23 protein-coding genes are annotated in these 25,629 nt (G+C 65.7%); 12 read left to right on the plus strand and 11 right to left on the minus strand.

What is annotated here, in order from left to right:
- The first annotated feature begins 21 nt into the window (after window positions 1–21).
- From N2604_RS17090 to N2604_RS17125, 8 genes are all read left to right on the plus strand, one after another.
- Window positions 22–1,056: an ABC transporter permease gene (locus tag N2604_RS17090; RefSeq protein WP_260375776.1), complete on the plus strand. Its 1,035-nt coding sequence runs from the start codon at window positions 22–24 to the stop codon at window positions 1,054–1,056.
- A complete protein-coding gene (locus N2604_RS17095) occupies window positions 1,053–1,901 on the plus strand; it encodes an ABC transporter permease (protein ID WP_260375777.1) in 849 nt (282 codons plus the stop codon). Before N2604_RS17090 ends, N2604_RS17095 begins: the two co-directional genes overlap by 4 nt.
- Window positions 1,898–3,568 carry an ABC transporter ATP-binding protein gene (gene nikE, locus N2604_RS17100; RefSeq protein ID WP_260375778.1) on the plus strand — a complete coding sequence of 557 codons (1,671 nt, stop codon included), beginning with the start codon at window positions 1,898–1,900 and terminating at the stop codon, window positions 3,566–3,568. The genes N2604_RS17095 and nikE overlap by 4 nt, the downstream gene beginning before the upstream one ends.
- Before the next feature lie 148 nt (window positions 3,569–3,716).
- Window positions 3,717–5,321, plus strand: coding sequence for an ABC transporter substrate-binding protein (locus tag N2604_RS17105; RefSeq protein WP_260375779.1), 1,605 nt, complete (start codon window positions 3,717–3,719; stop codon window positions 5,319–5,321).
- 17 nt (window positions 5,322–5,338) lie between these two features.
- On the plus strand, window positions 5,339–6,280 hold the full coding sequence (locus tag N2604_RS17110) for an ABC transporter permease (RefSeq protein WP_260375780.1): 942 nt from the start codon (window positions 5,339–5,341) through the stop codon (window positions 6,278–6,280).
- The gene (locus tag N2604_RS17115) at window positions 6,277–7,200 is read left to right on the plus strand and encodes an ABC transporter permease (RefSeq protein WP_260375781.1); all 924 of its coding nucleotides are present in this window, start codon (window positions 6,277–6,279) and stop codon (window positions 7,198–7,200) included. Before N2604_RS17110 ends, N2604_RS17115 begins: the two co-directional genes overlap by 4 nt.
- 31 nt (window positions 7,201–7,231) lie before the next feature.
- Complete coding sequence (locus N2604_RS17120) at window positions 7,232–8,221, plus strand: ABC transporter ATP-binding protein (protein WP_260375782.1); 990 nt, start codon at window positions 7,232–7,234, stop codon at window positions 8,219–8,221.
- Window positions 8,218–9,204 (plus strand): ABC transporter ATP-binding protein, encoded by a 987-nt coding sequence (locus N2604_RS17125; protein ID WP_260375783.1) that lies wholly within the window; start codon window positions 8,218–8,220, stop codon window positions 9,202–9,204. Before N2604_RS17120 ends, N2604_RS17125 begins: the two co-directional genes overlap by 4 nt.
- Before the next feature lie 267 nt (window positions 9,205–9,471).
- On the opposite strand, the gene N2604_RS17130 is transcribed toward N2604_RS17125, so the two are convergent.
- The 11 genes from N2604_RS17130 to N2604_RS17180 all read right to left on the minus strand — a co-directional run bounded on the left by N2604_RS17130 (window position 9,472) and on the right by N2604_RS17180 (window position 20,348).
- Complete coding sequence (locus tag N2604_RS17130) at window positions 9,472–9,759, minus strand: YciI family protein (protein ID WP_260375784.1); 288 nt, start codon at window positions 9,757–9,759, stop codon at window positions 9,472–9,474.
- A gap of 88 nt (window positions 9,760–9,847) precedes the next feature.
- Window positions 9,848–10,822: a sugar ABC transporter substrate-binding protein gene (locus N2604_RS17135; protein WP_260375785.1), complete on the minus strand. Its 975-nt coding sequence runs from the start codon at window positions 10,820–10,822 to the stop codon at window positions 9,848–9,850.
- 41 nt (window positions 10,823–10,863) lie between these two features.
- Entirely contained in the window at window positions 10,864–11,841 is a 978-nt protein-coding gene (locus tag N2604_RS17140; RefSeq protein WP_260375786.1) for an ABC transporter permease, read from the minus strand.
- Window positions 11,838–12,788, minus strand: coding sequence for an ABC transporter permease (locus tag N2604_RS17145; RefSeq protein WP_260375787.1), 951 nt, complete (start codon window positions 12,786–12,788; stop codon window positions 11,838–11,840). Before N2604_RS17145 ends, N2604_RS17140 begins: the two co-directional genes overlap by 4 nt.
- Window positions 12,781–14,304 carry a sugar ABC transporter ATP-binding protein gene (locus N2604_RS17150; protein ID WP_260375788.1) on the minus strand — a complete coding sequence of 508 codons (1,524 nt, stop codon included), beginning with the start codon at window positions 14,302–14,304 and terminating at the stop codon, window positions 12,781–12,783. The genes N2604_RS17145 and N2604_RS17150 overlap by 8 nt, the downstream gene beginning before the upstream one ends.
- Entirely contained in the window at window positions 14,301–15,695 is a 1,395-nt protein-coding gene (locus tag N2604_RS17155) for an FAD-linked oxidase C-terminal domain-containing protein (protein ID WP_260375789.1), read from the minus strand. The genes N2604_RS17150 and N2604_RS17155 overlap by 4 nt, the downstream gene beginning before the upstream one ends.
- Before the next feature lie 61 nt (window positions 15,696–15,756).
- Window positions 15,757–16,641 (minus strand): intradiol ring-cleavage dioxygenase, encoded by an 885-nt coding sequence (locus N2604_RS17160; protein ID WP_260375790.1) that lies wholly within the window; start codon window positions 16,639–16,641, stop codon window positions 15,757–15,759.
- 14 nt (window positions 16,642–16,655) lie between these two features.
- Entirely contained in the window at window positions 16,656–17,558 is a 903-nt protein-coding gene (locus N2604_RS17165) for an NAD(P)-dependent oxidoreductase (protein WP_260375791.1), read from the minus strand.
- 21 nt (window positions 17,559–17,579) lie between these two features.
- Window positions 17,580–18,944 (minus strand): amidohydrolase family protein, encoded by a 1,365-nt coding sequence (locus N2604_RS17170; protein ID WP_260375792.1) that lies wholly within the window; start codon window positions 18,942–18,944, stop codon window positions 17,580–17,582.
- Window positions 18,945–18,948: 4 nt separating this feature from the next.
- Window positions 18,949–20,028, minus strand: a complete 1,080-nt coding sequence (locus tag N2604_RS17175) for a maleylacetate reductase (RefSeq protein WP_260375793.1) — start codon at window positions 20,026–20,028, stop codon at window positions 18,949–18,951.
- A complete protein-coding gene (locus N2604_RS17180; protein WP_260375794.1) occupies window positions 20,025–20,348 on the minus strand; it encodes a Dabb family protein in 324 nt (107 codons plus the stop codon). Before N2604_RS17180 ends, N2604_RS17175 begins: the two co-directional genes overlap by 4 nt.
- A gap of 106 nt (window positions 20,349–20,454) precedes the next feature.
- Between N2604_RS17180 and N2604_RS17185 the strand changes: the two genes are divergently transcribed.
- The 4 genes from N2604_RS17185 to N2604_RS17200 all read left to right on the plus strand — a co-directional run bounded on the left by N2604_RS17185 (window position 20,455) and on the right by N2604_RS17200 (window position 25,532).
- Window positions 20,455–21,378 (plus strand): LysR family transcriptional regulator, encoded by a 924-nt coding sequence (locus N2604_RS17185; protein WP_260375795.1) that lies wholly within the window; start codon window positions 20,455–20,457, stop codon window positions 21,376–21,378.
- Window positions 21,379–21,391: 13 nt separating this feature from the next.
- Window positions 21,392–22,837 (plus strand): xylulokinase, encoded by a 1,446-nt coding sequence (xylB, locus tag N2604_RS17190; RefSeq protein ID WP_260375796.1) that lies wholly within the window; start codon window positions 21,392–21,394, stop codon window positions 22,835–22,837.
- A gap of 138 nt (window positions 22,838–22,975) precedes the next feature.
- Window positions 22,976–24,499, plus strand: a complete 1,524-nt coding sequence (locus N2604_RS17195; RefSeq protein ID WP_260375797.1) for a sugar ABC transporter ATP-binding protein — start codon at window positions 22,976–22,978, stop codon at window positions 24,497–24,499.
- Complete coding sequence (locus tag N2604_RS17200) at window positions 24,492–25,532, plus strand: ABC transporter permease subunit (RefSeq protein ID WP_260375798.1); 1,041 nt, start codon at window positions 24,492–24,494, stop codon at window positions 25,530–25,532. The genes N2604_RS17195 and N2604_RS17200 overlap by 8 nt, the downstream gene beginning before the upstream one ends.
- Window positions 25,533–25,629: the final 97 nt, after the last annotated feature.

Here is a 25,629-nt window from a genome sequence, read left to right on the forward strand (position 1 = left end):
GGCCAGCAGGGACGCTGAATAGTGACGACCGGTCTTGGTGCAACGGTAGTGCGGGCGGGCAGGCGGCTCTTGTCGTCGCTGCCGGCGCTATTCGGTGTGCTGGTCTTCACCTTCCTGTTGATGCGCGTCCTGCCCGGCGACCCTGCGGTGTTCTTCGCTTCGGGGCCCAACGCCGGCAAGGAGGAGATCGAGCAGATCCGCAAGCAGATGGGGCTCGACAAATCGGTGCCGGAGCAGCTCGTGTTCTACCTCTCCGACATCGGCCACGGCAATCTCGGCCGCTCCATGATGACGGGGCAGCCGGTGCTGAAGGACCTGCGCGAGCGGCTGCCGGCCTCGCTGGAGCTCACCTTCACCGCGCTGCTGATCGCGCTGATCGCGGCGGTGCCGCTCGGCGTCGTTGCGGCGCTGCGGCCGGGATCGATCATCGATCACGGCGTGCGGCTGTTCTGTGCACTCGGCGTCTGCGTGCCGACCTTCGTCTCGGGCCTGCTCCTGATCTACGTCTTCTACTATCTGCTCGGGCTTGCGCCTGATCCCACCGGGCGGATCGACGTCTTCACCTCGCTGCCGCCGCAGCGCACCGGCTTTCTCTGCATCGATTTCCTGCTCGCCGGCGACTTTGAGGGCTGGTGGGCGGCCTGCAGGCAGTTGATCCTGCCGGCGGTGAGCATGGCGCTGTTCGTGATCGCGCCGCTGGCGCGGATCACGCGCGCCTCGATGCTGGTCTCGCTCGGCAGCGAATTCGTGCGCACTGCGCGCTCGGTCGGATTGTCCTGGCGCAAGGTCGTCGTCACCTATGCGCTCCGCAACGCCATCCTGCCCGTCATCACCATCGCCGGCATCGTGTTCTCGACCATGCTGGGCGCCAATGTGCTGGTGGAGAAAGTGTTCTCCTGGCCGGGCGTGGCCTCCTATGCGCTCGATGCTTTGCTGTCGTCCGACTATGCGCCGGTGCAAGGCTTCGTGCTGCTGATGGCCAGTCTGTTCGTGCTGGTCAATCTCGTCGTGGACATCTGCTACGGCATCGCCGATCCCAGGGTGTCGATCGAATGACCAGCGCCACACTTCGCCATTCGGTCTGGATCTTGCGCGCCAATCCGCTCACGGCGGTGGCCGCGGCCGGCGTGACGCTGTTCGTCCTGGTCGCGATCTTCGGGCCGTGGATCGTGCCCTACGATCCGGTGGTCTCTAACGTCTCGGAGGCCCTGCTACCACCGAGCGCGGCGCATATTGCCGGCACCGACCAGCTCGGGCGCGACGTGTTCAGCCGTCTCATCATCGCCGCACGGCTCGACCTTGCCATCGCAGTCTCCGCGGTCGGAATCTCCTTCGTGATCGGGGCCGTCGTCGGCGCGTTCTGCGGCTATGCCGGCGGACGGCTCGACCGCGCCGTCGGCCGCTTCGTCGACGTGATGATGGCCTTTCCGCTGTTCGTGCTGGCAATGGCGATGGTCGCCGCTCTCGGCAACCGGATCGAGAACATCGTGATCGCGACCGCGATCATCAATCTTCCCTTCTACATCCGCTTCGCACGCGCCGAGGTCAACGTCCGCCGCAATGTCGGCTGGGTCGAAGCCGCGCGCGCCTGCGGCGAAAGCCATTTCTCGGTGGTGCTGCGCTTCCTGCTGCCGAACATTCTGCCGGCGATGGCGGTGCAGATCTCGCTCAATCTGGGTTGGGCCATTCTCAATGCCGCCGGCCTGTCCTTCATCGGCCTCGGTGTCAAGCCGCCGACGCCGGAATGGGGCATCATGGTTGCGGAAGGGGCGCGCTTCATCTCGACCGGACGCTGGTGGCTGGTGGCCTTTCCGGGCCTTGCGCTGATGCTGGCGGTGCTGTGCTTCAACCTCCTCGGCGACGGGATGCGGGACATTCTCGATCCCCGGATGCGCACATGAGCGAGGACCTGCTCAGGATCGACGACCTCCAGGTCGCGTTCTCGACGCGGCGGGGCATGGTCGAGGCCGTGCGCGGCGTGACGCTCACCGTCAAGGCCGGCGAGATGCTCGGCCTCGTCGGCGAGAGCGGCTCGGGCAAATCGGTCACCGGCTTTGCGACGACGCGGCTGCTGGATGCCGCTGGCCGCGTCACCGGCGGCAAGATCCTGTTTCGCGGGCAGGACGTCACCAAGCTCCGCGGCGATGATCTGCGACAGCTGCAGGGCGCCGCGATGTCGATGATCTTCCAGAACCCGCGGGCGGCGCTCAACCCGATCCGCGCGATCGGCCTGCAGATCGCGGATGCGATCCTCACCCACAAGCGTATCGCGAAAGAGGCCGCGCGTGCCGAGGCGCTGGAGTTGCTGCGCGCGGTCCAGATCCGCGATCCCGAGGCGCGGATGAACGCCTATCCGCACGAGCTCTCCGGCGGCATGTGCCAGCGCGTCATGATCGCGATCGCGATCTCCTGCAATCCTGCGCTGCTCATCGCGGACGAGCCGACCACCGGCCTCGACGTCACCACGCAGAAGGTGGTGATGGATCTGCTGGCAGACATTGCTGCCGCGCGCGGCATGGCCACGATCCTGATCACGCACGATCTCGGCCTGGCAGCGCGCTATTGCCGCCGCATCGCCGTGATGGAGCGCGGCCGCATCGTCGAGGAGGCGAGCCCCGGCACGCTCTTCGGCGCACCGCAGCACGCCTATACGAGGCGCCTGGTTGCGGCATCGCCGACCGCGACCTCCCGGATCGAAGACCTCGTGACCGAGGAGGAGCGGGAGCGTTACGCGACCGTCATCAGCAAGCCCAGGCAGGAACCCGCACACGGCACACCGCCACTGCTGGAAGTGCGCAAGCTCGCCAAGCGATTCGACCAGGGCTCTGCCGCGGTGGCCGACTTCTCGATGACGCTGGCCGGCGGCGAGAGCGTCGGGCTCGTCGGCGAATCCGGCTCCGGCAAGAGCACGACCTCGCGCATGATCTGCCGCCTGATCGATCCGAGCGAGGGCGACATCGTGTTCGACGGGCAGTCGATCGGGCACGTTGCGGCGCGCGATTTCCACCGTTCGCCCTTGCGCAAAGACATCCAGATGGTCTTTCAGGACCCGAACGAGAGCCTCAACCCGCGCTTCACGGCGTTCGATTGCATTGCCCATCCCTTGATGCGGCTCGACGGCATGCGCGCGGGCGAGGGGCTTCGCAAACGGGTGGAAGAATGCGCCGAGCGGGTGGGACTGCCGCTCGATCTGTTGCCGCGGTTTCCGCATCAGCTCTCCGGCGGTCAGAAAGCCCGCGTCGGCATTGCCCGCGCCATCGCCTGCCGGCCGAGGCTTCTGGTGCTGGACGAGCCGACCGCCGCGCTCGACGTCTCGGTGCAGGCGGTTGTGCTGCAGCTGCTCGATCGCCTCAGGCGCGAGAACGACATTGCGCTGCTGTTCGTCAGCCACGATCTCAACGTCGTGCGCATGCTGTGCGACCGCACCATCGTGCTGCGCAATGGCGGCATCGTGGAGCAGGGCGAGAGCCGGGCGCTGTTCGACAATCCGAAGACTGACTACACGCGCAGATTGGTCGAGGCGATCCCCCACATCGAGACCGGGCCGACGCTGGCGGCCGCTCTGTGAGCCCCGCAGGCCCCGACCGGCCAAATGGCGGTCAGATCCCGCTGGCGAAGCCGCATTTAGTGGCATACCATTTGCTTGCAAATGGGCTCGGTTTCACTTGCCCTTTGCCAATGAACAGCTGGCATCACGGCATTACTTGGAGGACTTCATGGATCGCAGGACGGTATTGAAGGGACTGGCGGGCGCGGGCGGTCTGGCATTGACAGGTGGCCTGTCGGCCCCGGCGATCGCCCAGGGCGCGGCGGCACGCACCCTGCGTTTCGTGCCGCAGGCCAATCTCGCCAATTTCGACCCGATCTGGGGCACGCAATATGTCGTGCGCAATGCGGCTGCGATGGTCTGGGACACGCTCTACGGCATCGACTCCTCATTCCAGCCGCAGCGGCAGATGGTCGAGTCCGAGGAGGTGACGGATGACGGCACGACCTGGACGTTCAAGCTGCGGCCCGGCCTCAAGTTCCACGACGGCGAGCCGGTGCTGAGCAAGGACGTCGTGGCAAGCCTGACGCGCTGGTCGGCGCGCGATCCGATGGGCCTGATGATCAAGGCGCTCCAGCAGGAGCTCACGGCCGTCGACGACCGGACCTTCAAATGGGTGCTGAAGCAGCCCTTCCCGAAATTGCTCTACGCGCTCGGCAAGAACAATTCGCCTTGCAGCTTCATCATGCCGGAGCGCATCGCGCAGACCGATCCGTTCAAGCAGATTTCTGAATATATCGGCTCCGGTCCGCTGAAGTTCGCCAAGAGCGAGTGGGTCCCCGGTGCGAAGGCCGTGTTCGAGAAATTCGCCGACTATTCACCGCGGCAGGAGAAGTCGTCATGGCTGGCCGGTGGCAAGCAGGTGATGGTCGACCGCGTCGAGTGGGTGATCATGCCGGATCCGGCAACCGCGGCGGCCGCGTTGCAGAACGGCGAGATCGACTGGTGGGAGAACCCGATCGCGGATCTCGTTCCAGTTCTGAAGAAGAACAAGAACATCAGCGTCGATATCGGCGATCCCCTCGGCAATATCGGCTCGTTCCGCATGAACTTCCTCTATCCGCCGTTCAACGACGTCAAGGCGCGGCGTGCGGTGCTGATGGCGCTCAGCCAGGAAGACTACATGCGCGCGATCGTCGGCGACGACAATTCGCTTTGGAAGCCGCTGCCCGGCTACTTCACCCCGGATACGCCGCTCTACACCGAAGTCGGCGGCGAGATCCTGAAGGGCAAGCGCGATTTCGACGCCGCCAAGAAGCTGCTCGCCGAGAGTGGCTATTCCGGCCAGCCGGTGACGTGCCTCGTCGCGCAGGACCAGCCGATCACCAAGGCGATGGGCGACGTCACCGCCGACCTTCTCAAGAAGCTCGGCATGAATGTCGACTTCGTCGCGACCGATTGGGGCACGGTCGGCTCCCGCCGCGCGCAGAAGACACCGCCCGGACAGGGCGGCTGGAACATGTTCCACACCTGGCACGCAGGCGCGGATTGCGTCAATCCGGCTCCCTACACCGCCATTCGCGCCAATGGCGACAAGGCCTGGTTCGGCTGGCCGACCAGCCCCGGCACGGAGAAGGAGGTCGCGTCGTGGTTCGAGGCCAAGAACCTCGACGAGGAGAAGGCCGCCATTGGTCGCCTCAACAAGGCGGCGCTCGACGACGTGGTCTACGCGCCCACGGGCTTCTTCCTGAGCTACACCGCCTGGCGCAAGAACGTCTCCGGGGTCGCCAAGGGGCCGCTGCCGTTCTTCTGGGGCGTGTCGAAGTCTGCATGATCGTGCGCTGAGGCCAGATGCTCTCCTACATCCTCCGTCGCATCGTCGCGACCTTGCCAGTCATGGCCATCGTCGCGCTGTTCGTGTTCAGCCTGCTTTACATCGCGCCCGGTGATCCGGCCGTGGTGATCGCGGGCGACCAGGCGAGCCCGGAGGATGTGGAGCGCATCCGCCAGAGCCTCGGCCTCGACCGGCCTTTCCTGATCCAGTTCGGAAGCTGGGTCTGGCGCATCCTGCACGGCGATCTCGGCACCTCGATCTTCACCAACCTGCCGGTCTCGGCGATGATCGCGCAGCGTCTCGGACCGACGCTGTCGCTGATGATCGTCACGCTGCTGCTGACGGTCGTGGTGGCGGTGCCGCTCGGCGTGGTGGCGGCATGGAAGGCCGGCAGCTTGATCGATCGCGTCATCATGGGCTTTGCCGTGTTCGGATTCTCGCTGCCCGTCTTCGTGGTCGGCTACATGCTCGCCTACATCTTCGCGCTGGAGCTGGAATGGCTGCCGGTGCAGGGCTACACGCCGCTCAGCTCCGGCTTCTGGCCCTGGCTCGAAAACCTGATCCTGCCCGCGGTCGCGCTCGGCTGCGTCTATATCGCGCTGGTCGCACGCATCACGCGGGCAGCCATGCTCGAAGTGCTGCAACAGGACTATATCCGCACCGCCAAGGCCAAGGGCCTCGGGCAGGGCGGCATCCTGTTCATCCACGCCCTGAAGAACGCGGCGGTGCCGATCGTCACCGTGATCGGGATCGGCATCGCGCTCCTGATCGGCGGGGCGGTCGTCACCGAGAGCGTGTTTGCGATCCCCGGCCTCGGCCGCCTCACCATCGATGCGATCCTGCGCCGTGACTATCCGGTGATCCAGGGCATCGTCCTGCTGTTCAGCTTCGTCTACGTCCTCGTCAATCTGATGATCGACGTCATCTACACGCTCGTTGACCCGAGGATCCGCTATTGACCGACACCACCGTCAATCCGCAATCGCTTCCGGCCGGCCTCGTCGTCGCGCCGCAACTGCCCGAGATCCTGCGGCCGGTCAGGATACGGCGCGGCTTCGTCGGCCTCCTGCGCGGCCATCCGACGGTGGCGATCGGCGGCGCATTGCTGCTGACGCTCGTGCTGATCGCGGTCTTTGCGCCTTACCTCGGCACGGTCGATCCGACCGCGCTCGCGCCCGCCAAGCGCACCCGCGCGCCGTCGGCCGATTTCTGGTTCGGCACCGACGTGCTCGGCCGCGACATCTATTCGCGCGTGCTGTTCGGCGCGCGGGTCTCGCTCACGGTCGGCCTGTCGGTGGCGATCTTCGCCTCGGCCGTCGGACTTGCCATCGGCATGGTCTCCGGCTTCATCCGCTGGGCCGACGGCATCCTGATGCGGTTCATGGATGGCTTGATGTCGATCCCGCCGATCCTGCTGGCGATCGCGCTGATGGCGCTGACGCGCGGCAGCGTCGGCAACGTCATCCTGGCGATCACCATTGCCGAGATCCCGCGCGTCTCGCGCCTCGTCCGCAGCGTCGTGCTGTCCTTGCGCGAACAGCCCTATGTGGACGCGGCCGTCGCCTGCGGCACGCGCACGCCGATGATCATCCTGCGCCACATCCTGCCCAACACGGTTGCGCCGATGCTGGTCCAGGCGACCTATATCTGCGCCAGCGCCATGATCACGGAGGCGATCCTGTCCTTCATCGGCGCCGGTACGCCGCCGACCATCCCGTCCTGGGGCAACATCATGGCTGAGGGCCGCGCGCTCTGGCAGGTGAAGCCCTACATCGTGTTCTTCCCGGCGGCGTTCCTGTCCGTCACTGTGCTCGCCGTCAATCTGCTCGGCGACGGCCTTCGCGATGCGCTCGACCCGCGCATGGCCAAGAGCCTGTGATGTTGCCTGTGATGGATCGAGGCTGATTGAGATGGCATTGCTCGAAGTCGAGAACCTCCAGACCCATTTCCGCACGCCCGGCGGCATCAACCGCGCGGTCGACGGGGTGTCCTTCCATGTCAACGAGGGCGAGACGCTCGCCATCGTCGGCGAGTCCGGCTGCGGCAAGTCGGTGACGTCGATGTCCTTGATGCGACTGATTCCGGAGCCGCCGGGCCGGATCGCAGGCAGCATCCGCTTCGCGGGCAGGGATCTCCTGAAGCTGTCCGAACGCGAGATGCGCGCGATCCGCGGCAACGACATCTCGATGATCTTTCAGGAACCGATGACGAGCCTCAACCCGGTGCTCACCGTCGGCCGCCAGATCCGCGAGACCTTGATGATCCATCAGGGCCTCGACAAGCAGGCGGCGGAGGCGCTCGCGATCGAGATGCTGACACTGGTCGGCATTCCCGAGCCGAAACGGCGCGTCGGCGAATATCCGCACCAGCTGTCCGGCGGCATGCGCCAGCGCGTGATGATCGCGGTGGCGCTGGCCTGCAATCCGAAGCTTTTGATTGCGGACGAGCCGACCACCGCGCTCGACGTGACGATCCAGGCGCAGATCCTCAAGCTGATGCTGGATCTGAAGCGCCGGGTCGGTGCGGCCATCATCCTGATCACCCACGATCTCGGCGTCGTCGCCGAGATCGCCGAGCGCGTCATGGTGATGTATGCCGGCCGCAAGGTCGAGGAGGCGCCGGTCGCCGAGCTGTTCCGCTCGCCGCGTCATCCGTATACGCAAGGCCTGTTAGGTGCGGTGCCAAAGCTCGGCTCTTCGCTCGCGGGCACTGCGACGCGGCTCGCCGAGATTCCGGGGCAGGTGCCTGATCTGCGCAAGCCGATCACCGGCTGCGTCTTTGCCGGGCGCTGTGCGCTCGCGACCGATCTGTGCCGCCAATATGCGCCGGGGCTGGAAGAGAAGGGCCCCCGCCACATCGCCGCGTGTCATTACGCCGCCAAGGGAGCGATCGCGGCATGAGTGTTCCGCTGCTCCAGGTCAACGACCTCAAGAAGCATTTTCCGATTAACAAGGGCCTCTTCGGGCGACAAACCGAATTCGTCTATGCGGTCGATGGCGTGTCGTTCGAGATCGCGCGCGGCGAGACCTTGTCGCTGGTCGGCGAGTCCGGTTGCGGCAAATCGACGGTCGGCCGCGCCATCCTGCGTCTGTTCGAGATCACCTCGGGCCAGGTCATCCTCGACGGCCAGCGCATCGACGACGCGCATCCGAGCACGATGCGCCAGATGCGCCGCCGCGTGCAGGTCGTGTTCCAGGATCCGTTCTCGAGCCTCAATCCGCGCATGCGCGTGCGCGACATTCTCGCCGAGCCGATCCGCAATTTCGGCCTGGCCAAATCCGCGGAGGATCTCGAGGTCCGTGTCACGTCGCTGATGGACACGGTGCGCCTGCCGCGGGAAGCGCTGAACCGCAGGCCGCACGAATTCTCCGGCGGCCAGCGTCAGCGCATCGGCATTGCGCGGGCGCTCGCGGCCGAGCCCGAGCTGATTGTCTGCGACGAGGCGGTCTCCGCGCTCGACGTTTCAGTCAAGGCGCAGATCGTCAATCTGCTACAGGATCTCCAGCGCGAGTTCGGCCTCGCGCTGCTGTTCATCAGCCACGATCTCGCCATCGTCGAGCACATGACCCACCGCGTCGCGGTGATGTATCTCGGCAAGATCGTCGAGGTGGCGCCGCGGCGCGAGATCTTTGCCGCGCCAAGGCATCCCTATACCAAGGCGCTGCTTTCGGCCGTGCCGCTGCCGGAGCCGGGAGCCCAGCGCAATCCCATCATCCTCAAGGGCGACGTGCCGAGCCCGATCAACCCGCCGAAGGGATGTCGCTTCCACACCCGTTGCCCCTTCGTCTTCGATCGTTGCCGGACCGAGGAGCCGACGCTGCGCGCGACCGGACCCGAGCAGTGGGTGGCCTGTCACCTCGACGAAGTGCCTAGTGCTTCATGAAGTGAGGTTTGATCGCTGCAAGGAGGTGCGCTCCCTCTCCCGCTTGCGGGAGAGGGTTGGGGAGAGGGTGCTTCCGCAATGGGACAATCCCCAAGGGGAGAAAGCCCTCACCCGGCGCGCGGGACGATGCTTCGCATCGCCCGGAACGCGCCGACCTCTCCCGCAAGCGGGAGAGGTGAACGTGCCCGCGGCAATCGACTAACCTAAAGCCATTCCGCTTTGATGCTTGATGAAACCGGGTTTGGGCTGACTGTCGGCTTCTGGAGCTCATCCCTGCCGGCGCAGGAAGCCCGTGATCGTGATTTTTTCCCAGATGCCGGCCGCGGCAAAGGGATCAGCGCGGTTGAAGGTTTCGACCTCGGCGCGGCCGGGAGCCTCGATCAGGAACAGGCTGCCGATCATGGTCTGGCCATCGTCGGAGACGAGCGGTCCCGACATCACGATCTTGACGCCGAAGCGCGAGGTATCGCTGAGGAAAGCCTTGTGGGCATCGTAATTGGCGAGCCGGGTCGGCAACGCGCCGGCGCGGTCGAGGGCGTGAATGGCGAACAGCATGCTGTCTCCGCTTCTTGCTTCGGTTCTTGCTTGGCTTCTTGGGACGGCCGCGAGCTGCGGCCGTCCGGGCTTGGGGTGATAGGGTGGTCTACTTCGCGCTGAGCTTGCCGGCCTCCTCGAAGGTCGGACAGGTCCGCTGCTCCAGCGGTACGTCGAACGGCCCGTAATTGTCCTTGGTGATCACGGTCGGCTTCAGCACGATCTCGCTGATGACCGGCTGGTTCCGCAAGGAGCGGATTGCCATCATGGTGCCGAGGCAGCCTTGCGCGAATCCGTTGTAGTCGCCGCTCGCGAGCAGCTTGCCGGACTTGATCGCGTCGATCGCCTCCTTGGTGCCGTTGATGCCGATCACCTGCGCCTTGCGGTTGGCGCCGTCGAGCGCCTCGATCGCGCCGACCGCCATGGCATCGTTGGCCGCGAGCACGCCGTCGATCTGCGAATTCGACTGCATCAAGTTCTCCATGACCTGGAGCGCCTGGAGCCGCTGATAATTGCCGGGCTGCGAGGCCAAAAGCTTGGCGCCGGGGGCTTCCTTCAGCGCATCGTTGAAGCCGCGCACGCGGTCGACATTGGTCAGCGAGCCCTTGACACCTTCGATGATGACGATGTTGCCCTTGCCGCCGAGCGTCTTGAGCAGGAAGCGCGCGGTCTCCAGCCCAAGGCTGTAATCGTCGGCGCCGACGAAGGACAGGAACTTGCCGCCGGCAGAGCGGTCGGTGATGTTGACGACGGGGATCTTGGCTTCGTTGATCTTCTCGACCCCCGGGACCATCGCCTTGTAATCGACCGGCGTGAACACGATCGCGCTCGGCTTCTTCACGACGACGTCCTCGATCTGGCTGAGCTGCTCGGGAATCGAGTCCGGCTTGGTCGGGATGTATTGCAGCGTCTTCGCGTTCAGCGTCTTCGCCATGTTGTCGGCGCCGACGCGCACCGTCTGGAAGAACGGATTGGTCTGGTTCTTGGTGAAGACGGCGATGGTCTCGCCGTCGGCACGTGCCCCATTCGTGAACGCGGCCGCCATCAGCAGCGGCAGCGCCAGATAGCCCAGTCCTTGTTTCATATTGCCTCCATCCCTCATTTTGCTTGTTGGATTTCCATGACTCATTGCGCGCGGCGGCGGGTCTTCATGTCGAGCCAGACCGCGAGAATGACGATGACGCCGGTAACGAGCGGCTGCCAATTGGCGCTGACCGACAGCAGGTTCATGCCGTTCAGCACCAGGGTCAGGATCAGCGCGCCGATGAAGGTGCCGAACACGGTGCCGACGCCGCCGAACAGCGAGGTGCCGCCGATCAGCACGGCCGCGATCGCCGGCAGCGTCAGGCTCTCGCCGATGTCGGCCTCGGCCGAATTGAGCCGCGACAGGAAGATGATCGAGGCAAGTCCCGCCATGGTGCCTGATACCGCATAGACCAGCAGCAGGCGCCGCGCGACCGGAATGCCGGAGAGCCTTGCTGCGACCGGATTGGCCCCGATCGCATAGATCTCCTGGCCCCAGATCGTGCGCTGCGCGAAGAACGTCCCGATCCCGAGGAACACCAGAAGCAGATAGACCGGAATGGGCAGGCCGAACAGATAGCCGCTGCCGATCTGGCGAAAGCCGGCCGGGAAGCCGTGCAGGGTCTCACCTGCCATGTACCAATAGGTCAGGCCGTTCAGCACCCAGAGCATGCCGTAGGTGGCGATGAAGGATGGGATGCGGAGCGCCGTGACCATGATGCCGTTGAGCAGGCCGACGATGCCGCCGCAGGCAAGCCCGGTGAGGATGCCGAGCGCCGGCGAGCCGGTCTTGTGGATCACGGTGCCCGCGAGGCAGGCGGACAGCGCGACATTGGCGCCGACGGAGAGATCGAGGCCGGCAGTGAGCACCACCAGCGTCAGGCCGGAGGCGATGAAGAAGGTCAGGCTCGCTTGCCTCAGCACGTTGAGGATGTTGCCAAGGCTCAGGAAGGAATCGCTGAGCACGGCGAGCACCGCGCAGATCAGGAAAGCTGCGAGCAGGCGATAGAACAGCTGGATCGCGTCCTGCGACAGGAAGGAGCGGGGCGGCGCGATCGCGCCCTTGGTGATGTCGGTCATGTGCGGCTCCTGAGGCCGTCGAGGAACAGGGCAACGATGACGAGCACGCCGACGCTGGCGACCTGCACCGAGGAGGGCAGCGAGATCAGATTCAGCCCGTTGCGCAACACGCCGACGGAAAGGACGCCGAGCAGCGTACCCAGCAGCCAGCCATTGCCGCGCTCGAACGAGGTGCCGCCGACGGCGACGGCCGCGATGGCATCGAACTCGAGTCCGAGGCCGGCAGTGGGATGGCCGGAGTTCATGCGTGCGGTCATCAACAGGCCGGCGATGCCGGCCATGGCGCCGCCGATCGCGTAGACCGCAATCAGCAGCTTGTTGGGCGAGAGGCCGGCATAGCGCAGCGCCTCGCGGTTGCCGCCGAGGGCGAAGATGTAGGTGCCGAAGCGGGTGTGATAGAGCAGGCCGTGAAAGGCCGCATAAGTTACCAGCGCCATCACGATCGGCACGGGAATGCCGAGCAGTGTCGCCGAATAGATGTCGCGCACGCTGTGGGGAATGCCGACCACGCTCTGGCCGTCGCTGACGATCAGCGACAGGCCCTGTGCCATGCCGAGCGTGCCGAGCGTCGCAACGAAGGGCGGTATGCCGAGAATGGCGACCAGCCAGCCGTTGGCAACGCCAAAGGCCGTGCCGACCAGCAGGCCGGCCCCCAAACCCAGCAGCATCGACTTGGTCGCGAGCGACACGATCGCGACGCAGAGCGAGGTCAGCGTCAACACCGCGCCCATCGACAGGTCCAGCCCCTCCGTCATGATGATCAGCGTCATCGGCAGCGCGAGCATGGTCAGGATGGTCGACTGCACCAGCACGTTGGAGAGGTTGGCGACCGACAGGAAGCCGGGCGCAATCGCGCTGAACAGCGCGATCAGCAGCACCAGCACGATGGCGACGCCGGGAATGCGCTGCAGCGGATTGGGTTGGGCGACGACCGCGGCTTCACGCATGATGCATCCCCAGTCGCACGATGTTCTCCTCGGTTAATTCGTTGCGTGTCAGGTGCCCGGCGATGCGCCCCTCGCGCATCACATAGGCGCGGTCGCAGACATGGCAGATCTCGACCTGCTCGGACGAGATCATCAGTGCTGCCGCGCCTTCGGCCACCAAGCGGTCGATCAGCGCAAAGATCTCGGACTTGGCGCCGATGTCGATGCCCCGTGTCGGCTCGTCGAAGATGAACAGCTTTGAGCCGGCCGCCAGCCATTTGCCGATCACGACCTTCTGCTGGTTGCCGCCGGAGAGCAGGCCGACGGTCTGGCGTGCGCTCGGTGTCGCGATGCGGAGCTGCCGGATCAGGCCGTCGGCGGTACGCTGGGCCGAGCGTTGGTCGAACAGCCCGCTCGGGAACAGCTTTTTCAGCGCCGACACCACCAGATTGTCGCTGACGGATCGCAGCAGCGCGAGACCTTCGCTCTTGCGGCTCTCCGGGATCAGCGCGATGCCGCGGCGGGCGGCGAGATCTGGCTCGCCGGAAATGCTCTTGCCGTCGAAGATGATCTCGCCCGACGTCACGGCATCCGCGCCGAAGATGGCGCGGGCGACCTCGCTGCGGCCGGAACCGACCAGGCCGCATAGCCCGACGATCTCGCCGCGGCGCACCTCGATGTTGATGTCGGAGATGCCGGTCGGGGCAGTCAAGCCCTTGACCTGGAGTAACACCTCGCCGGGCTTGTCCGCAAAATTCCGCGGGTAGGTCATGTCGACGTTGCGGCCGACCATCATGCGGACCAGCTGGTCCGGCGTGACGTCGGCGGGCCGAACGCCGTCGATGCGGCGGCCGTCACGCAGCACCGTGATGCGGTCGCCGAGCGCGAACACCTCGGCCATGCGGTGCGAGATATAGACGATGGAGACGCCGTCGGCCTTCAGCCGCGCGATCAGCGCGAACAGCAGCTCGGTCTCGCGGTCGGACAGCGCCGCGGTCGGCTCGTCCATGACGAGGATGCGGGCGTTCTGGCTGATGGCTTTTGCGATCTCGACCATCTGCTGCTGCGCGACGCCAAGCTTGTCGACGGTGGTGGAGGGATCGATGTCGAAGCCGATGGTGTCGAGCACGCGCCTTGCGTCGGCCAATATCCTGCGGCGGTCGATGGTGCCGGGAATGCGGCCCTTCGGCTCGCGGCCGAGGAAGATGTTCTGGGCGATATCGAGATAGGGGACGAGCGAGAATTCCTGGAAAATCACGGCAATGCCGAGCTTCTGCGCATCCGCGGTCGAGGTGATCGCGACCTTCTCGCCCTTGTAATAGAACTCGCCGGCGTCGGCGCGATAGGCGCCGCACAGCACCTTCATCAGGCTCGACTTGCCGGCGCCGTTCTCGCCCAGCAGCATATGGACTTCGCCGGGGTAGACGGTAAAGGACACGTCGTCCAGCGCCTTGACGCCCGGAAACTCCTTGCTGATGCCGCGCAGCTCCAGCAGCGGCGTGGGCGAGGTGACCTCGATCGGGAGCGCGTCGCTCATGCTTTGGCTTCCCTCGCAAAGATCTTTCCGGGGTTCATCAATCCGTTGGGATCGAGCGCCGTCTTGATCGATCGCATCACGTCCACGGCGTCGCCAAGCTCATCGGAGAGATAATCGATCTTGCCGAGCCCGATGCCGTGCTCGCCGGTGCAGGTGCCGTCCATGGCGATGGCACGCGCGACCATGCGGGCCTGCAGCGCCTTGGCGCCTTCGGCCTCCTCCGGTTTTGTCGGGTCGATCAGGATAAGCATGTGGAAATTACCGTCGCCGACATGGCCGACGATCGGCGCGGTGAAGCCGTGCGCGTCCGCATCGCGCCGCGTCTCGGTCAGGCATTCGGCGAGACGCGAGATCGGCACGCAGACGTCGGTGATCATTGCGCGTGCGCCGGGCCGCAGACCGAGGCCGGCATAGAGCGTGTTGTCGCGGGCGTGCCAGAGCCGGCTGCGGTCTTCCTGTGCCTTGGCCCAGGCAAAGCCATGGCCGTCGTGCTCGGCCGCGATCGCCTGCGCGGCCTCGGCCTGCTCGGCGACGGAGATTTCGGAGCCATGGAATTCGAAGAACAGGGTAGGCGCCTCGCGATAGCCGAGCTTGGCGTAGGCGTTGATGCCGCGCATCATGACATCGTCGAGCAGCTCGATGCGCGCCACGGGGATCGCGGACTGGATCACGGAGATCGCGGTGTCGACAGCGCCGTGCAGGGTGTCGAAACTGCAGACTGCCGCCGAGATCGCCTGCGGCACCGGGTGTACCTTCAGCGTGATCTCCGTGATGATGCCAAGCGTACCTTCCGCGCCGACGAACATGCGCGTCAAATCATAGCCGGCCGCCGACTTGCGCGCACGCCTGGCGGTGCGGATGATGCGGCCGTCGGCCAGCACGACCTCGAGCGCCATGACGTTGTCCTTCATGGTGCCATAGCGCACCGCCATCGTGCCCGAGGCGCGCGTCGAGGTCATGCCGCCGATCGAAGCGTCGGCGCCCGGGTCGATCGGGAAGAACAGGCCGGTATTGCGCAGCTCCGCATTGAGCTGCTTGCGCGTGATGCCGGGCTGCACCACGACGTCCATGTCGCTGTCGTGCAGGCTGAGCACCTTGTTCATGCGCGCGAAGTCGAAGCAGACGCCGCCGGCGATCGCGGCCGCATTGCCTTCGAGCGAGGTGCCGGCGCCGAACGGGACGATCGGCATGCCCGCGCTGGCGCAGAGCTTGACGATTTCGGCGACCTCCTGCGTGGCCTCAGGGAAGACCACGATGTCGGGCGGCAGGCTCTGATAGTGCGACTCGCTCTGCCCGTGTTGATCGAGCACGCCGCGCGCGACGCTCGCGCGCGGACCGATCATGCCGGTGAGGCGCTCGGCCAAAATGCCCGTGCTGACCCGCGGTCCCATCCTCAGCTCCCTGGTCGCTCCGATCGCGGATTCTTGTCGGTCCGCTGCGTTGTCGTCCGGCTTAAGCGGCTCTTGCGCTGCTCGCAACCTGCTTCAGGCCGAAATCATAGTTGAGATGAAAATAGTCGCGCTCCACCATGCGACCATCCGGCGCACGGCCGGCGGGATGACGGACGAAGTCGCGGATCAGGCTGTCCTTGACGCCGAACACCACGTCGCTGTCGAGATATTGGTCGCCCGCAACGAACACGTGCGTCACCAGCTGCTCGAAACCTGGCGCTGAGATCATGAAGTGCACATGCGCGGGGCGCCAGGGATGGCGTCCCTGCACCTCGAGCATCTCGCCGACCGGTCCGTCGTGCGGAATGGGGTAGGCGGCCGGCTTGATCGACCAGAAATGGAAGCGGCCGTTGGCGTCGGTGTGGAAGCGGGCGCGCATCGCAAGATCGCCGATCTTGTCGAGCTGCTGCACGTCGTAATAGCCGTCGTCGTCGGAATGCCAGACGTCCACGATGGCGCCGGCCAGCGGCCTTCCGTCCACGGTCGAGACCGAGCCGGTGACCAGCATCGGATCGCCTTCCATCGGCCCGGAGATGTCAGCGCCGCTGTCCTTCTCGGGCGCGGCCTGGACGAAGAACGGCCCGAGCACCGTGGTCTCGGTCGCGCCTTCGGGCACCGGATGGTTGATGGCATCGACCAGCATGGAGACGCCGAGCGTGTCCGACAGCAGGATGAATTCCTGGCGCTTGTCGGTGCACATATGTCCGGTGCGGGTCAGGAAGTCGATGCCGTACTCCCACTCCTTCTGGGTCGGCCGCACCTCGCGGACGAAAGCGTGAAGGTGACGCACCAGCGCCTCGCTGATCTGCTTGATGCGTGGATCGGTCGCGCCCGCGATCCGCTCCAGCACCGCGTCTGTGATCGTGTTTTCGTTGAAGTTACGCATGTGTATCTCCGCGATCAGAGTTTTGGTTCGCCGAGGCCGGACAGCCGTTCGAGATGCTTGACGGTCGCAATGAAGTCGGTGTCGCCGTCGCCCTGGGCGACCAGCGCGCCATAGGTCTCGCGCACTTGCGCGGCGAGCTGCAGCGGCACGCCGACGGCGTGGCCGGCACCCAGGATCAGGTCGAGATCCTTGGCCATCTGCTTGCAGGAGAAGGTGGACTCGAAATCGCGGGTCCGCAGCGGCGCAGTCTTGTACTTCACCATCGGCGAGGCAACTGCGCTGTCGTCGAGCACCTTCAGGATGTCCTGCCAGGCGATGCCGCCCTTGCGCGCCAGCGCCAGGCTTTCGGCCATCATCGCCGCCGACACCGCGATCATCAGATTGACCGAGAGTTTTGCGTAGCGCGCTTCCTCGGCGGGGCCGAGATAGTTCTGGGCGCGGGTGAAAGCTGCGAACAGACGCTTTGCGCTCTCGAACGCGTCCTTCGGCCCCGACACGAAGCAGGTCAGCGCGCCGGTGTGAACGATACTGGCATTGCCGGAGACGGGCGAGCGCAGATAGGCAATGCTGCGCGCCTGTGCTGCGGCCGCAACTTCGGTGGACGCCTCGACGCTCACGGTGCTGGTCTCGATCAGAACGGCCCCGGGTGCCATCGCGGCGATCAGGCCGGCGCGGCCGAGCAGCGCGCCGCGCAAAGCGGCGTCGTCGGGCAGGGAGGTGATCACGGCGGCCTTGCCACTCACGGTCTCGGCGGGCGAGGCGGCAATCGCAATGTCCTGCGCGCGAGCCTCGCTGATGCGCGCCGCGCTCTGGTCGAACGCGGTGACGCTGTAGCCGGCTTTCGCGACGAGTACCGACATCGGCAGGCCCATCTTGCCGATTCCGATGAAAGCAACTGTTTTTAGAGCGTCAGTCATTGTTCTTGTCCATTGGCGCCTTCAGGCGGCGCGTCCCTGTCGTTCGATGTCCTGTACCAGCCGCCGGCCGGATTGCGCCAGCAGCTCCTTCTTCGTCTCGAGTCCCTCGACCAGTAGCCGGCCGTTCCGCTTCTTCCAGGCGCCGCCGATCATGACGGACTCGATGTTGGCGAGGCTCGTCTGCATCACGACGGTCGCGACGGGATCGTGCACCGGATGGAGATTGAGATCGGAGGCGTTGATGATCACGAGGTCGGCGAGCTTGCCCGGCGTCAGCGAGCCGATCTGGTGCTCGCGCCCGAGCATGCGGGCGCCTTCCGTCGTGATCCAGCGCAGCGCTTCGCGTAGCAGAACCGTGGTCGTCGCCGGGATCGTGCCGCTGGCCTTCCGCGCCTCCGCATTGTCGAGCGCCCGCTGCATCGACAGCGCAACGCGCGCGGCGGAGAGCAGATCGCCGGCCAGCACGGATTCGAGATCAATGCCGATCGTCGGCCGGACACCGCGCTTCAGAAGGCGGCCGGTGATCGGAAAGCCATGGCCCTGGATCATCTCGTTCTCGGGCGTCACCGAGAACGACACGCCGAAACCCACGAGACGATCGAGCAGATCATCAGGCAAATCGTTGCCATGGACGATGTTGATGCCGGGGCCGACCAGGCCGGCCTCGAGCAGCTTCTCCCAGCCGCCGGGCGTCTTGGCCGGGCCGCCGCCCTGATGCATGGATGCAATCAGGTTCAGCTCCCGCGCCAGGCGGAAATCGTGCATGGCGACATCGAGCGTCGAATAATGCGGTCCGAGAATGGCGAGCCCAAGCGTGACGAGTCCGTCGCGGTCGGCGAGGGGACCTGCCAGCAGCCGCTCGACCTCGCGGCGCGGATGCGGCACTTCCGAGAAATGCGGCTCGCCCGGCTTCGGCTCGGGTTTCGGCGAGCCGTGGAAGAACGCGGCGCGGATGCCGCTTTCGATCAGGGCGCGCACGGCGGCGTCGGTATGATCGGGCGTCGGGTTGTTGTGGCACCAGTCGACCAGCGTGGTGACGCCGTGGTTGATCTGGTTCAGCGCGCCGACAAGAGTCGCGATGTAGATGTCGTCGGGCCGGAACACGGTGGCAAGGCCCGCGTGCATGCGGCGGAAATATTCCAGCAGCGTCCAGTTCGCGGCAAAGCCGCGCAAGCCCGTCTGCCAGGTGTGCATATGCGCGTTGATCAGGCCGGGAATGACGATGCGGCCCGCGCCGTCGACGACCACCGTGTCGGCCGCAACGTCGATCGACGGGCGCACATCGACGATCCGGCTGCCCTCGACCAGCACATCGCCGGTCAAGAGATCGCCGATCGCGTCATCCATGCTGATGACGATCGCCGATTTGATCAGCGTGCGCCGCATCGCCTCACGCCGCCGCTTTGACGGCGCTTGGCGGCTCGCCGGCCCAGGCGCGTGCAATCAAGTCGCGAATGGCGCCACGCTCGAGCGGGCGCGGGTTCCAATAGGCGTTGGTGACGGCGAGATCGGCCGCCTTGTCGATGCCGCTCTCGGGCATGCCGACGTCGCGCAGCGCGAGTTTCGCCCCCAGTCGCTTGGCAAGATCGAAAAGTCCGTGCGATGCATCGGCCGCGCCGATCGCGCGCGCAATCCGCGCCATCGCATCGGGCACGGCCGGTGCGTTGTACGCCAGCGCGTGCGGCAGCACGATGGTGTGCGTCTCGGCGTGCGGCAGGTCGAACGTCCCGCCGAGCGTGTGGCAGAGCTTGTGATGCAGCGCCATGCCGACCGTGCCGAGACAGACTCCGCACAGCCAGGCGCCATAGAGCGCCTCGGTGCGGGCCTCGCGGTCGTCGCTTTTGGCGGCAATGGCGGGCAAAGCGCGCGCCAGCGCGCGGATGCCTTCTTCCGCCATCAGCGACGTCACGGGATTGGCATCCCGCGCGTAGAGCGCCTCGACCGCATGCGCGATCGCGTTGATGCCGCATGTCGCAGCTAAGCTAGCCGGCAGCGTCAGCGTCAGGTCGACGTCGTAGATCACGGTCTCCGGCAGTATCGCCGCGTCGCGCACCGTGGTCTTCAGCCCGTTCTCGGTCTGGCCGACGATCGGCGTCATCTCCGAGCCGGCATACGTCGTGGGGATGCAGAGCTGGTTGACACCGGTGCGCAAGGCCAGCGCCTTGCCGAGCCCGGTGGTCGAGCCACCGCCGAGCGAGACGACGCAATCGGCCTCGCATGCCTTCATCGCCGCGAGCGCGCGTTCCGTGACCTCGACCGGCGTGTGCATGGTGGCGCCGGAAAAGATGCCGGCATAGAGCGGACCGAGCGCGACCCCCAAGCTCTTGCCTTGCGCCTTCTGCTGCGGCGTCGTCAGCACCAGCGCACGCTTGCCGCCGAGCCGCTCGACCTCGGCCCTGGCGCTAGCCAACGTTCCGCTGCCGAACACGACGCGGCAGGGCAGGTTTTCGAAAGTGAACGAACCGATCATGCGCCGGTCTCTTTGATGGGATAATCGACCTGGAAGCGCCCGATCCGCAAGTCGCCCAGCGCCTCGCGGACGCGAAGATGTTCCGGGTGGTTGGCGTAGGCGGCAAGCGCCGCCTGGTCCTTGAATTCGGAGAACAGCACGACGTCGCAGGCGTAATCGACCGCACTGACGTCCATGCCGACTTCGATATGGGTGAGGCCGTCGATCCGGCCCTTGAGGCCCTCGAACAGGGTCTTGACCTTGAGCCGGGCGGCGGAGCGCTCCTCTGGGCTATCCCCGCGCAGCCGCCACATCACGATGTGCCTGATCGGGCCCGACATTTCTTGATTCCTCGCCTGCAATGATGTTTTGTTGGCGCCATTTTGCCTTGCAGAAAACGGAAATAAAGGTCAAAATTTGTAAGTCTCTTTTCCTCTTTTCGCAAAAATGGACCGGCTGCTCCAACTCGAAGTCTTCTCCAAAACCGCTGAGCTCGGCAGTCTGTCCAAGGCCGCCGAAATCCTGCGGATGTCGAACGCAGCCGCCAGCCGCCATCTCAGCGCGCTGGAGGAGCGCCTTGCGGTCCGGCTGATCGAACGCAACACGCGCCGGCAATGGCTGACCGAAGCAGGGCAGGAGCTGTTGCAGCGCTGCAGCACGCTCTTGAACGAGCTCGCCGAAGCCGAGGACGCCGTCTCTGACCGCGCGCTGTCGCCGAAGGGGATGCTGCGCGTGACGTCTTCGCTCTCCTTCGCGATGATCTATCTCGCGCCGATGCTGCCCGCCTTCCGCGCGCTCTATCCGGATCTCAGCGTGCAGATCATCAGCGCAAACCGCTATCTCGACTTCATCGAAGCCGGCATCGACGTCGCGATCCGCACACGCGAACACGAGCCGGATTCCAACATCATCGTTCGCCGCATCGGCCAGATGCACCGCGTGCTCGCGGCCGCTCCGTCCTATCTGGAGAAGCACGGCCGGCCGGAGCACCCCGCCGATCTCGCCCGCCACAACATGCTGATCTACAACCTCGCCAACGATCCCTATTCGCTGCGACTCAGCAAGGGCAGCACGACGCAAACGATCCGGATCGCGCCGACGCTCGACAGCAATGACGGCCAGATCATCTGCGGCGCTGCACGCGCCGGGCTCGGCATCCTGATCCAGCCGCTCTACATCGTGCAGAGCGACATCGCGGCCGGCCGGCTGGTGCCCGTCCTGAGGGATTGGCAGCTGCCGCTGCTCACCATGAACATCGCCTATCAGAACCGCGTCAGGCTGCCCGCCAAGATCAGGGTGTTCTCCGATTTCCTCGTCAGCTACATCCGGGAGCATTCTGAGCCGGGGATCTGGATCGACGCGGCGAAGTGAGCGGGAAGCAGCCATGTATCTCGGCATCGATCTCGGCACGTCGGCGGTCAAGACGGTTCTCGTCGATGATGCCCAGCGCGTGATCGCAAGCGAGAGCCGGCAGCTCGCGACCGTCTCGCCGCAACCAGGCTATTCCGAGCAGGATCCTGCGCAGTGGATCGATGCGACCTTTGCCACGCTGGATGCCCTCAAGGCGTCGCACGCCGACGCGTTGGCCGCGGTCGAGGGCATCGGTCTGTCCGGCCAGATGCATGGCGCTATGCTGCTCGATGCGAGCTTGAGGCCGCTGCGGCCCTGCATCCTCTGGAACGACGGACGCTCTGCCGCTGAGTGCCGTATCCTGGAGCAACGCTGGCCCGCCTTGCGCGAGGTGACAGGCAACAAGGCAATGCCGGGCTTCACCGCGCCAAAACTGCTCTGGATCGCGGCGCACGAGCCCGAGATCTTCGCGGCGACGAAACTCGTTCTGCTGCCAAAGGCCTATCTGCGCCTGGTGCTGTCGGGCGAGGCTGTCGAGGACGTCTCGGATGCCTCGGGATCCCTGTGGCTCGACGCCGCGCGCCGCGATTGGTCGGACGCAGCGCTGGCCGCGACCGGCTTGTCACGCGCGCACATGCCGCGCCTGGTCGAGGGATGCGCGCCGGCAACGACGCTGCGCAGCGAGCTGGCGCGGCGCTGGGGCATGGTCAGGCAGCCGGTGATCGCGGGCGGGGCCGGCGACAATCCGGCTGGCGCCGTTGGGATCGGCGCGATCCGGCCAGGAGCCGCATTCGTATCGCTGGGAACCTCGGGCGCGCTCATGGTCCCGACCGACAGGATCGCCGCCAATCCCGATCGCGTCGTGCACACGTTCTGCCACGCCATTCCCGGCATGTGGATTCAGGCCGGCGCGATCCTCTCGGCCGCCTCCTGCCTCGCCTGGCTCGCGCGCCTGTTCGGCGCCACCGAGACCGAGCTGCTGGCGCCGCTTGGAGCACGACCGCGGGCGCCATCGCCCGTGAGCTTCCTGCCTTATCTCGCCGGCGAGCGGACGCCGCACGACGATCCCGTCGTGCGCGGCATGCTGGATGGCCTGAGCCATGGCACCGATCGCGCGGCGATCGTGCAGGCAGTGCTCGAAGGCGTTGCCTTCGCGCTTGCCGATTGCCGCGATGCGCTCACGGATGCCGGCATCGAGATTGCGGAAGCCGATGTGATTGGCGGTGGTTCACGCTCGGCCTTCTGGCTCTCGGTGCTGGCAAACGTGCTGAATGTTCCAGTCCATCGCTTTGCCGGAGGCGAGACCGGCGCAGGGTTCGGTGCGGCGAGATTGGGGCGGCTTGCTGTCACGGGTGAGGCAATCGGTGACGTATGCATGCGGCCGCAGCGCATCGAAACATTCGAGCCCGACGCTGCACTGGTCGATGCCTACGCCGAACGGCTTCCCGCTTGGCGCGAATTGTATCGGCCGCGCCACTAGCTGGCCCAATCTGGTTTGCATACTTCGGTATACTCGCCTTCGGTATTGCCCTGCGTCACCCGCTTTTGTTTAATGACCAAACCGCGTTGCCGAGAAACGAGACGCGGGTGGGAAACGCATTGTGCGCCGGGAGGCACGATGAACGATCCGATCCTCGAGATGCGCGGGGTCTCAAAGACCTTCTTCGGCATCAAGGCGCTGCGGGCGGTCGATCTCACCGTCTATCCCGGCGAAATTCACGCCTTGATGGGTGAGAACGGTGCCGGCAAGTCGACGCTGATGAAGATCCTGTCCGGCGCCTACCGGCCTGATCCGGGCGGCGAGATCCGCATCGAGGGCAGGGCGGTGCGCATCGAGGGCCCGCTCGGCGGCCGCGCAGCGGGGATCTCCATCATCTACCAGGAGCTGTCGCTCGCTCCCAATCTCAGCGTTGCCGAGAACATCTATCTGGGACGGGAGGTTTCGCACTCGGGCTTGCTGGCGCGCGGCGCCATGCGCGAGGGCGTCGGCCCGATCCTGAAACGACTGGGCGCGGACTTCCTGCCCTCGACGCTGGTGGCGCATCTGTCCATGGGCCAGCGGCAGCTGGTCGAGATCGCGCGTGCGCTGCACGCCAGATCAAAAATCCTCATCATGGACGAGCCGACCACCTCGTTATCGGCCGCCGAAAGCGAGCGGCTGTTCGCGCTGATCCGCCAGCTTCGCGCCGAGGGGCTTGCCATCATCTACATCTCGCACCGCATGGACGAGGTCTACGCGCTCGGCGATCGCGTCACCGTGCTGCGCGACGGCCGCCTGGTCGGCTCGCTCGACAAGCCCGAGATCCGAGCCGACACCATCGTGCGGCTGATGGTCGGTCGCGATGTCTCTTCATTCTATAAGAAGGACCATGATCCGGAGGCGGGGCGGGGGCATCCCGTGCTCGCGGTCATCGACATGGCCGATGGCCAGCGCGTCAAGGGCTGCTCGCTCACCGTGCACGCGGGTGAGGTGGTCGGCCTCGCCGGCCTGATCGGCGCCGGTCGCACCGAGCTTGCGCATCTCATCATCGGTGCGTCGCCAAGAACCTCCGGCCGGCTCGAGCTGGAGGGGCGTCCGGTCGATATCCGCACGCCGGGAGAGGCGCTCGAGGCCGGTATCGCCTATCTGACGGAAGACAGGAAGGCGCTCGGCCTGTTTCTCGACATGTCGTGTCTGGACAATATCAACCTCGCCGTGCTCGGCCGCGACGCGAAGCTCGGCTGGTTTCTGGATCGCGACAAGGCACGCGAGCGCGCCGACCGCGCCTTTGCGGGCCTCAGCATCCGCGCCGCCAATGTCGGCGCTCCCGCCGGCGGCCTGTCAGGCGGCAACCAGCAGAAGTTGCTACTGTCGCGACTACTTGCCATCGCACCGAAGGTCTTGATTCTCGACGAGCCGACGCGCGGCGTCGATGTCGGTGCCAAGTCGGAAATCTATTCGATCATCGACAATCTCGCCAAGGCCGGCACCGCGATCCTCGTCATCTCGTCCGATCTGCCCGAGATCATCGGCATCTGCGACCGCGTCGTCGTGATGCGTGCCGGACACATCGCCGGCGAGGTCAGCCGCGGCCCGAATTCGCCGCTGGCGCAGGAAGACATCATGGGGCTTGCCACGGGGATGGAGCATCTCAATGCCTGACAATGGTGCTGTGGGGGCAAAGCCGGCATCGACGACGACCAACGGCGCTGCCGCGGAAACAAGACGCCAGCGGATGAGGATGCTGATCAGCGCGCTGGGCATGTTGCCGGTGCTGCTGATCCTCTGCATCGGCTTCAACGTGCTGTCAGAAGGCCGTTTCTTCACCGGACAAAATCTCGGCATCGTATTGCAGCAGGCCGCTGTGAATACCGTGCTCGCCGCCGGCATGACCTTCGTCATCCTCACCGGCGGCATCGACCTGTCGGTCGGCTCGATCCTGGCGGCTTCCGCGATGGCGGGATTGACGCTCTCCAAGCTGCCGGAGCTCGGGATGCTGTGGCTGCCGGCTGCGCTGCTCACCGGCCTCGGCTTCGGGATCGTCAACGGCGCGCTCATTGCGCTGCTTCGTCTGCCGCCGTTCATCGTCACGCTCGGCTCGCTCACTGCGGTGCGCGGCCTCGCGCGGCTGCTCGGGGCCGACACCACCGTGTTCAATCCCTCCATTCCCTATGCCTTCATCGGCAACGGCTCGCTGACGCTCGTTCCCGGCGTCGCGTCGATCCCGTGGCTCTCGGTGATCGCCTTGCTCGTCATTCTCGTCTCCTGGCTGGTGCTGCGCCGGACCGTGCTCGGAGTGCATATCTATGCCGTGGGCGGAAACGAGAGCGCAGCGCGGCTTGCCGGCATCAAGGTCTGGGCCGTCCTGATCTTCGTCTACGGCATTTCCGGACTTTTCGCCGGGCTCGGCGGTGCCATGCAGGCGGCGCGGCTCTATGCGGCCAACGGCCTCCAGCTCGGCCAGTCCTATGAGCTCGATGCGATCACTGCGGTGATCCTCGGCGGCACCTCGTTCGTCGGCGGCATCGGCTCGATCTGGGGCACGCTGGTCGGCGCGCTGATCATCGCCGTGCTGTCCAACGGCCTCATTCTCATCGGCGTCTCCGACATCTGGCAATATGTGATCAAGGGGCTGGTGATCATCGGCGCCGTGGCGCTGGACCGCTACCGGCTGCAAGGCTCCGCGAGAACGTGAAAGGTCCGGCGCGCAACACTGTGCGCACGGCGTGAGACGAGATTCCGTTGCGGCAACTGGTCTGCCGTGCCGGGAACGAAGACAGACCAGGGAGGAA

The sequence above is a fragment of the Bradyrhizobium sp. CB1015 genome, from assembly GCF_025200925.1.
Taxonomy (GTDB): domain Bacteria; phylum Pseudomonadota; class Alphaproteobacteria; order Rhizobiales; family Xanthobacteraceae; genus Bradyrhizobium.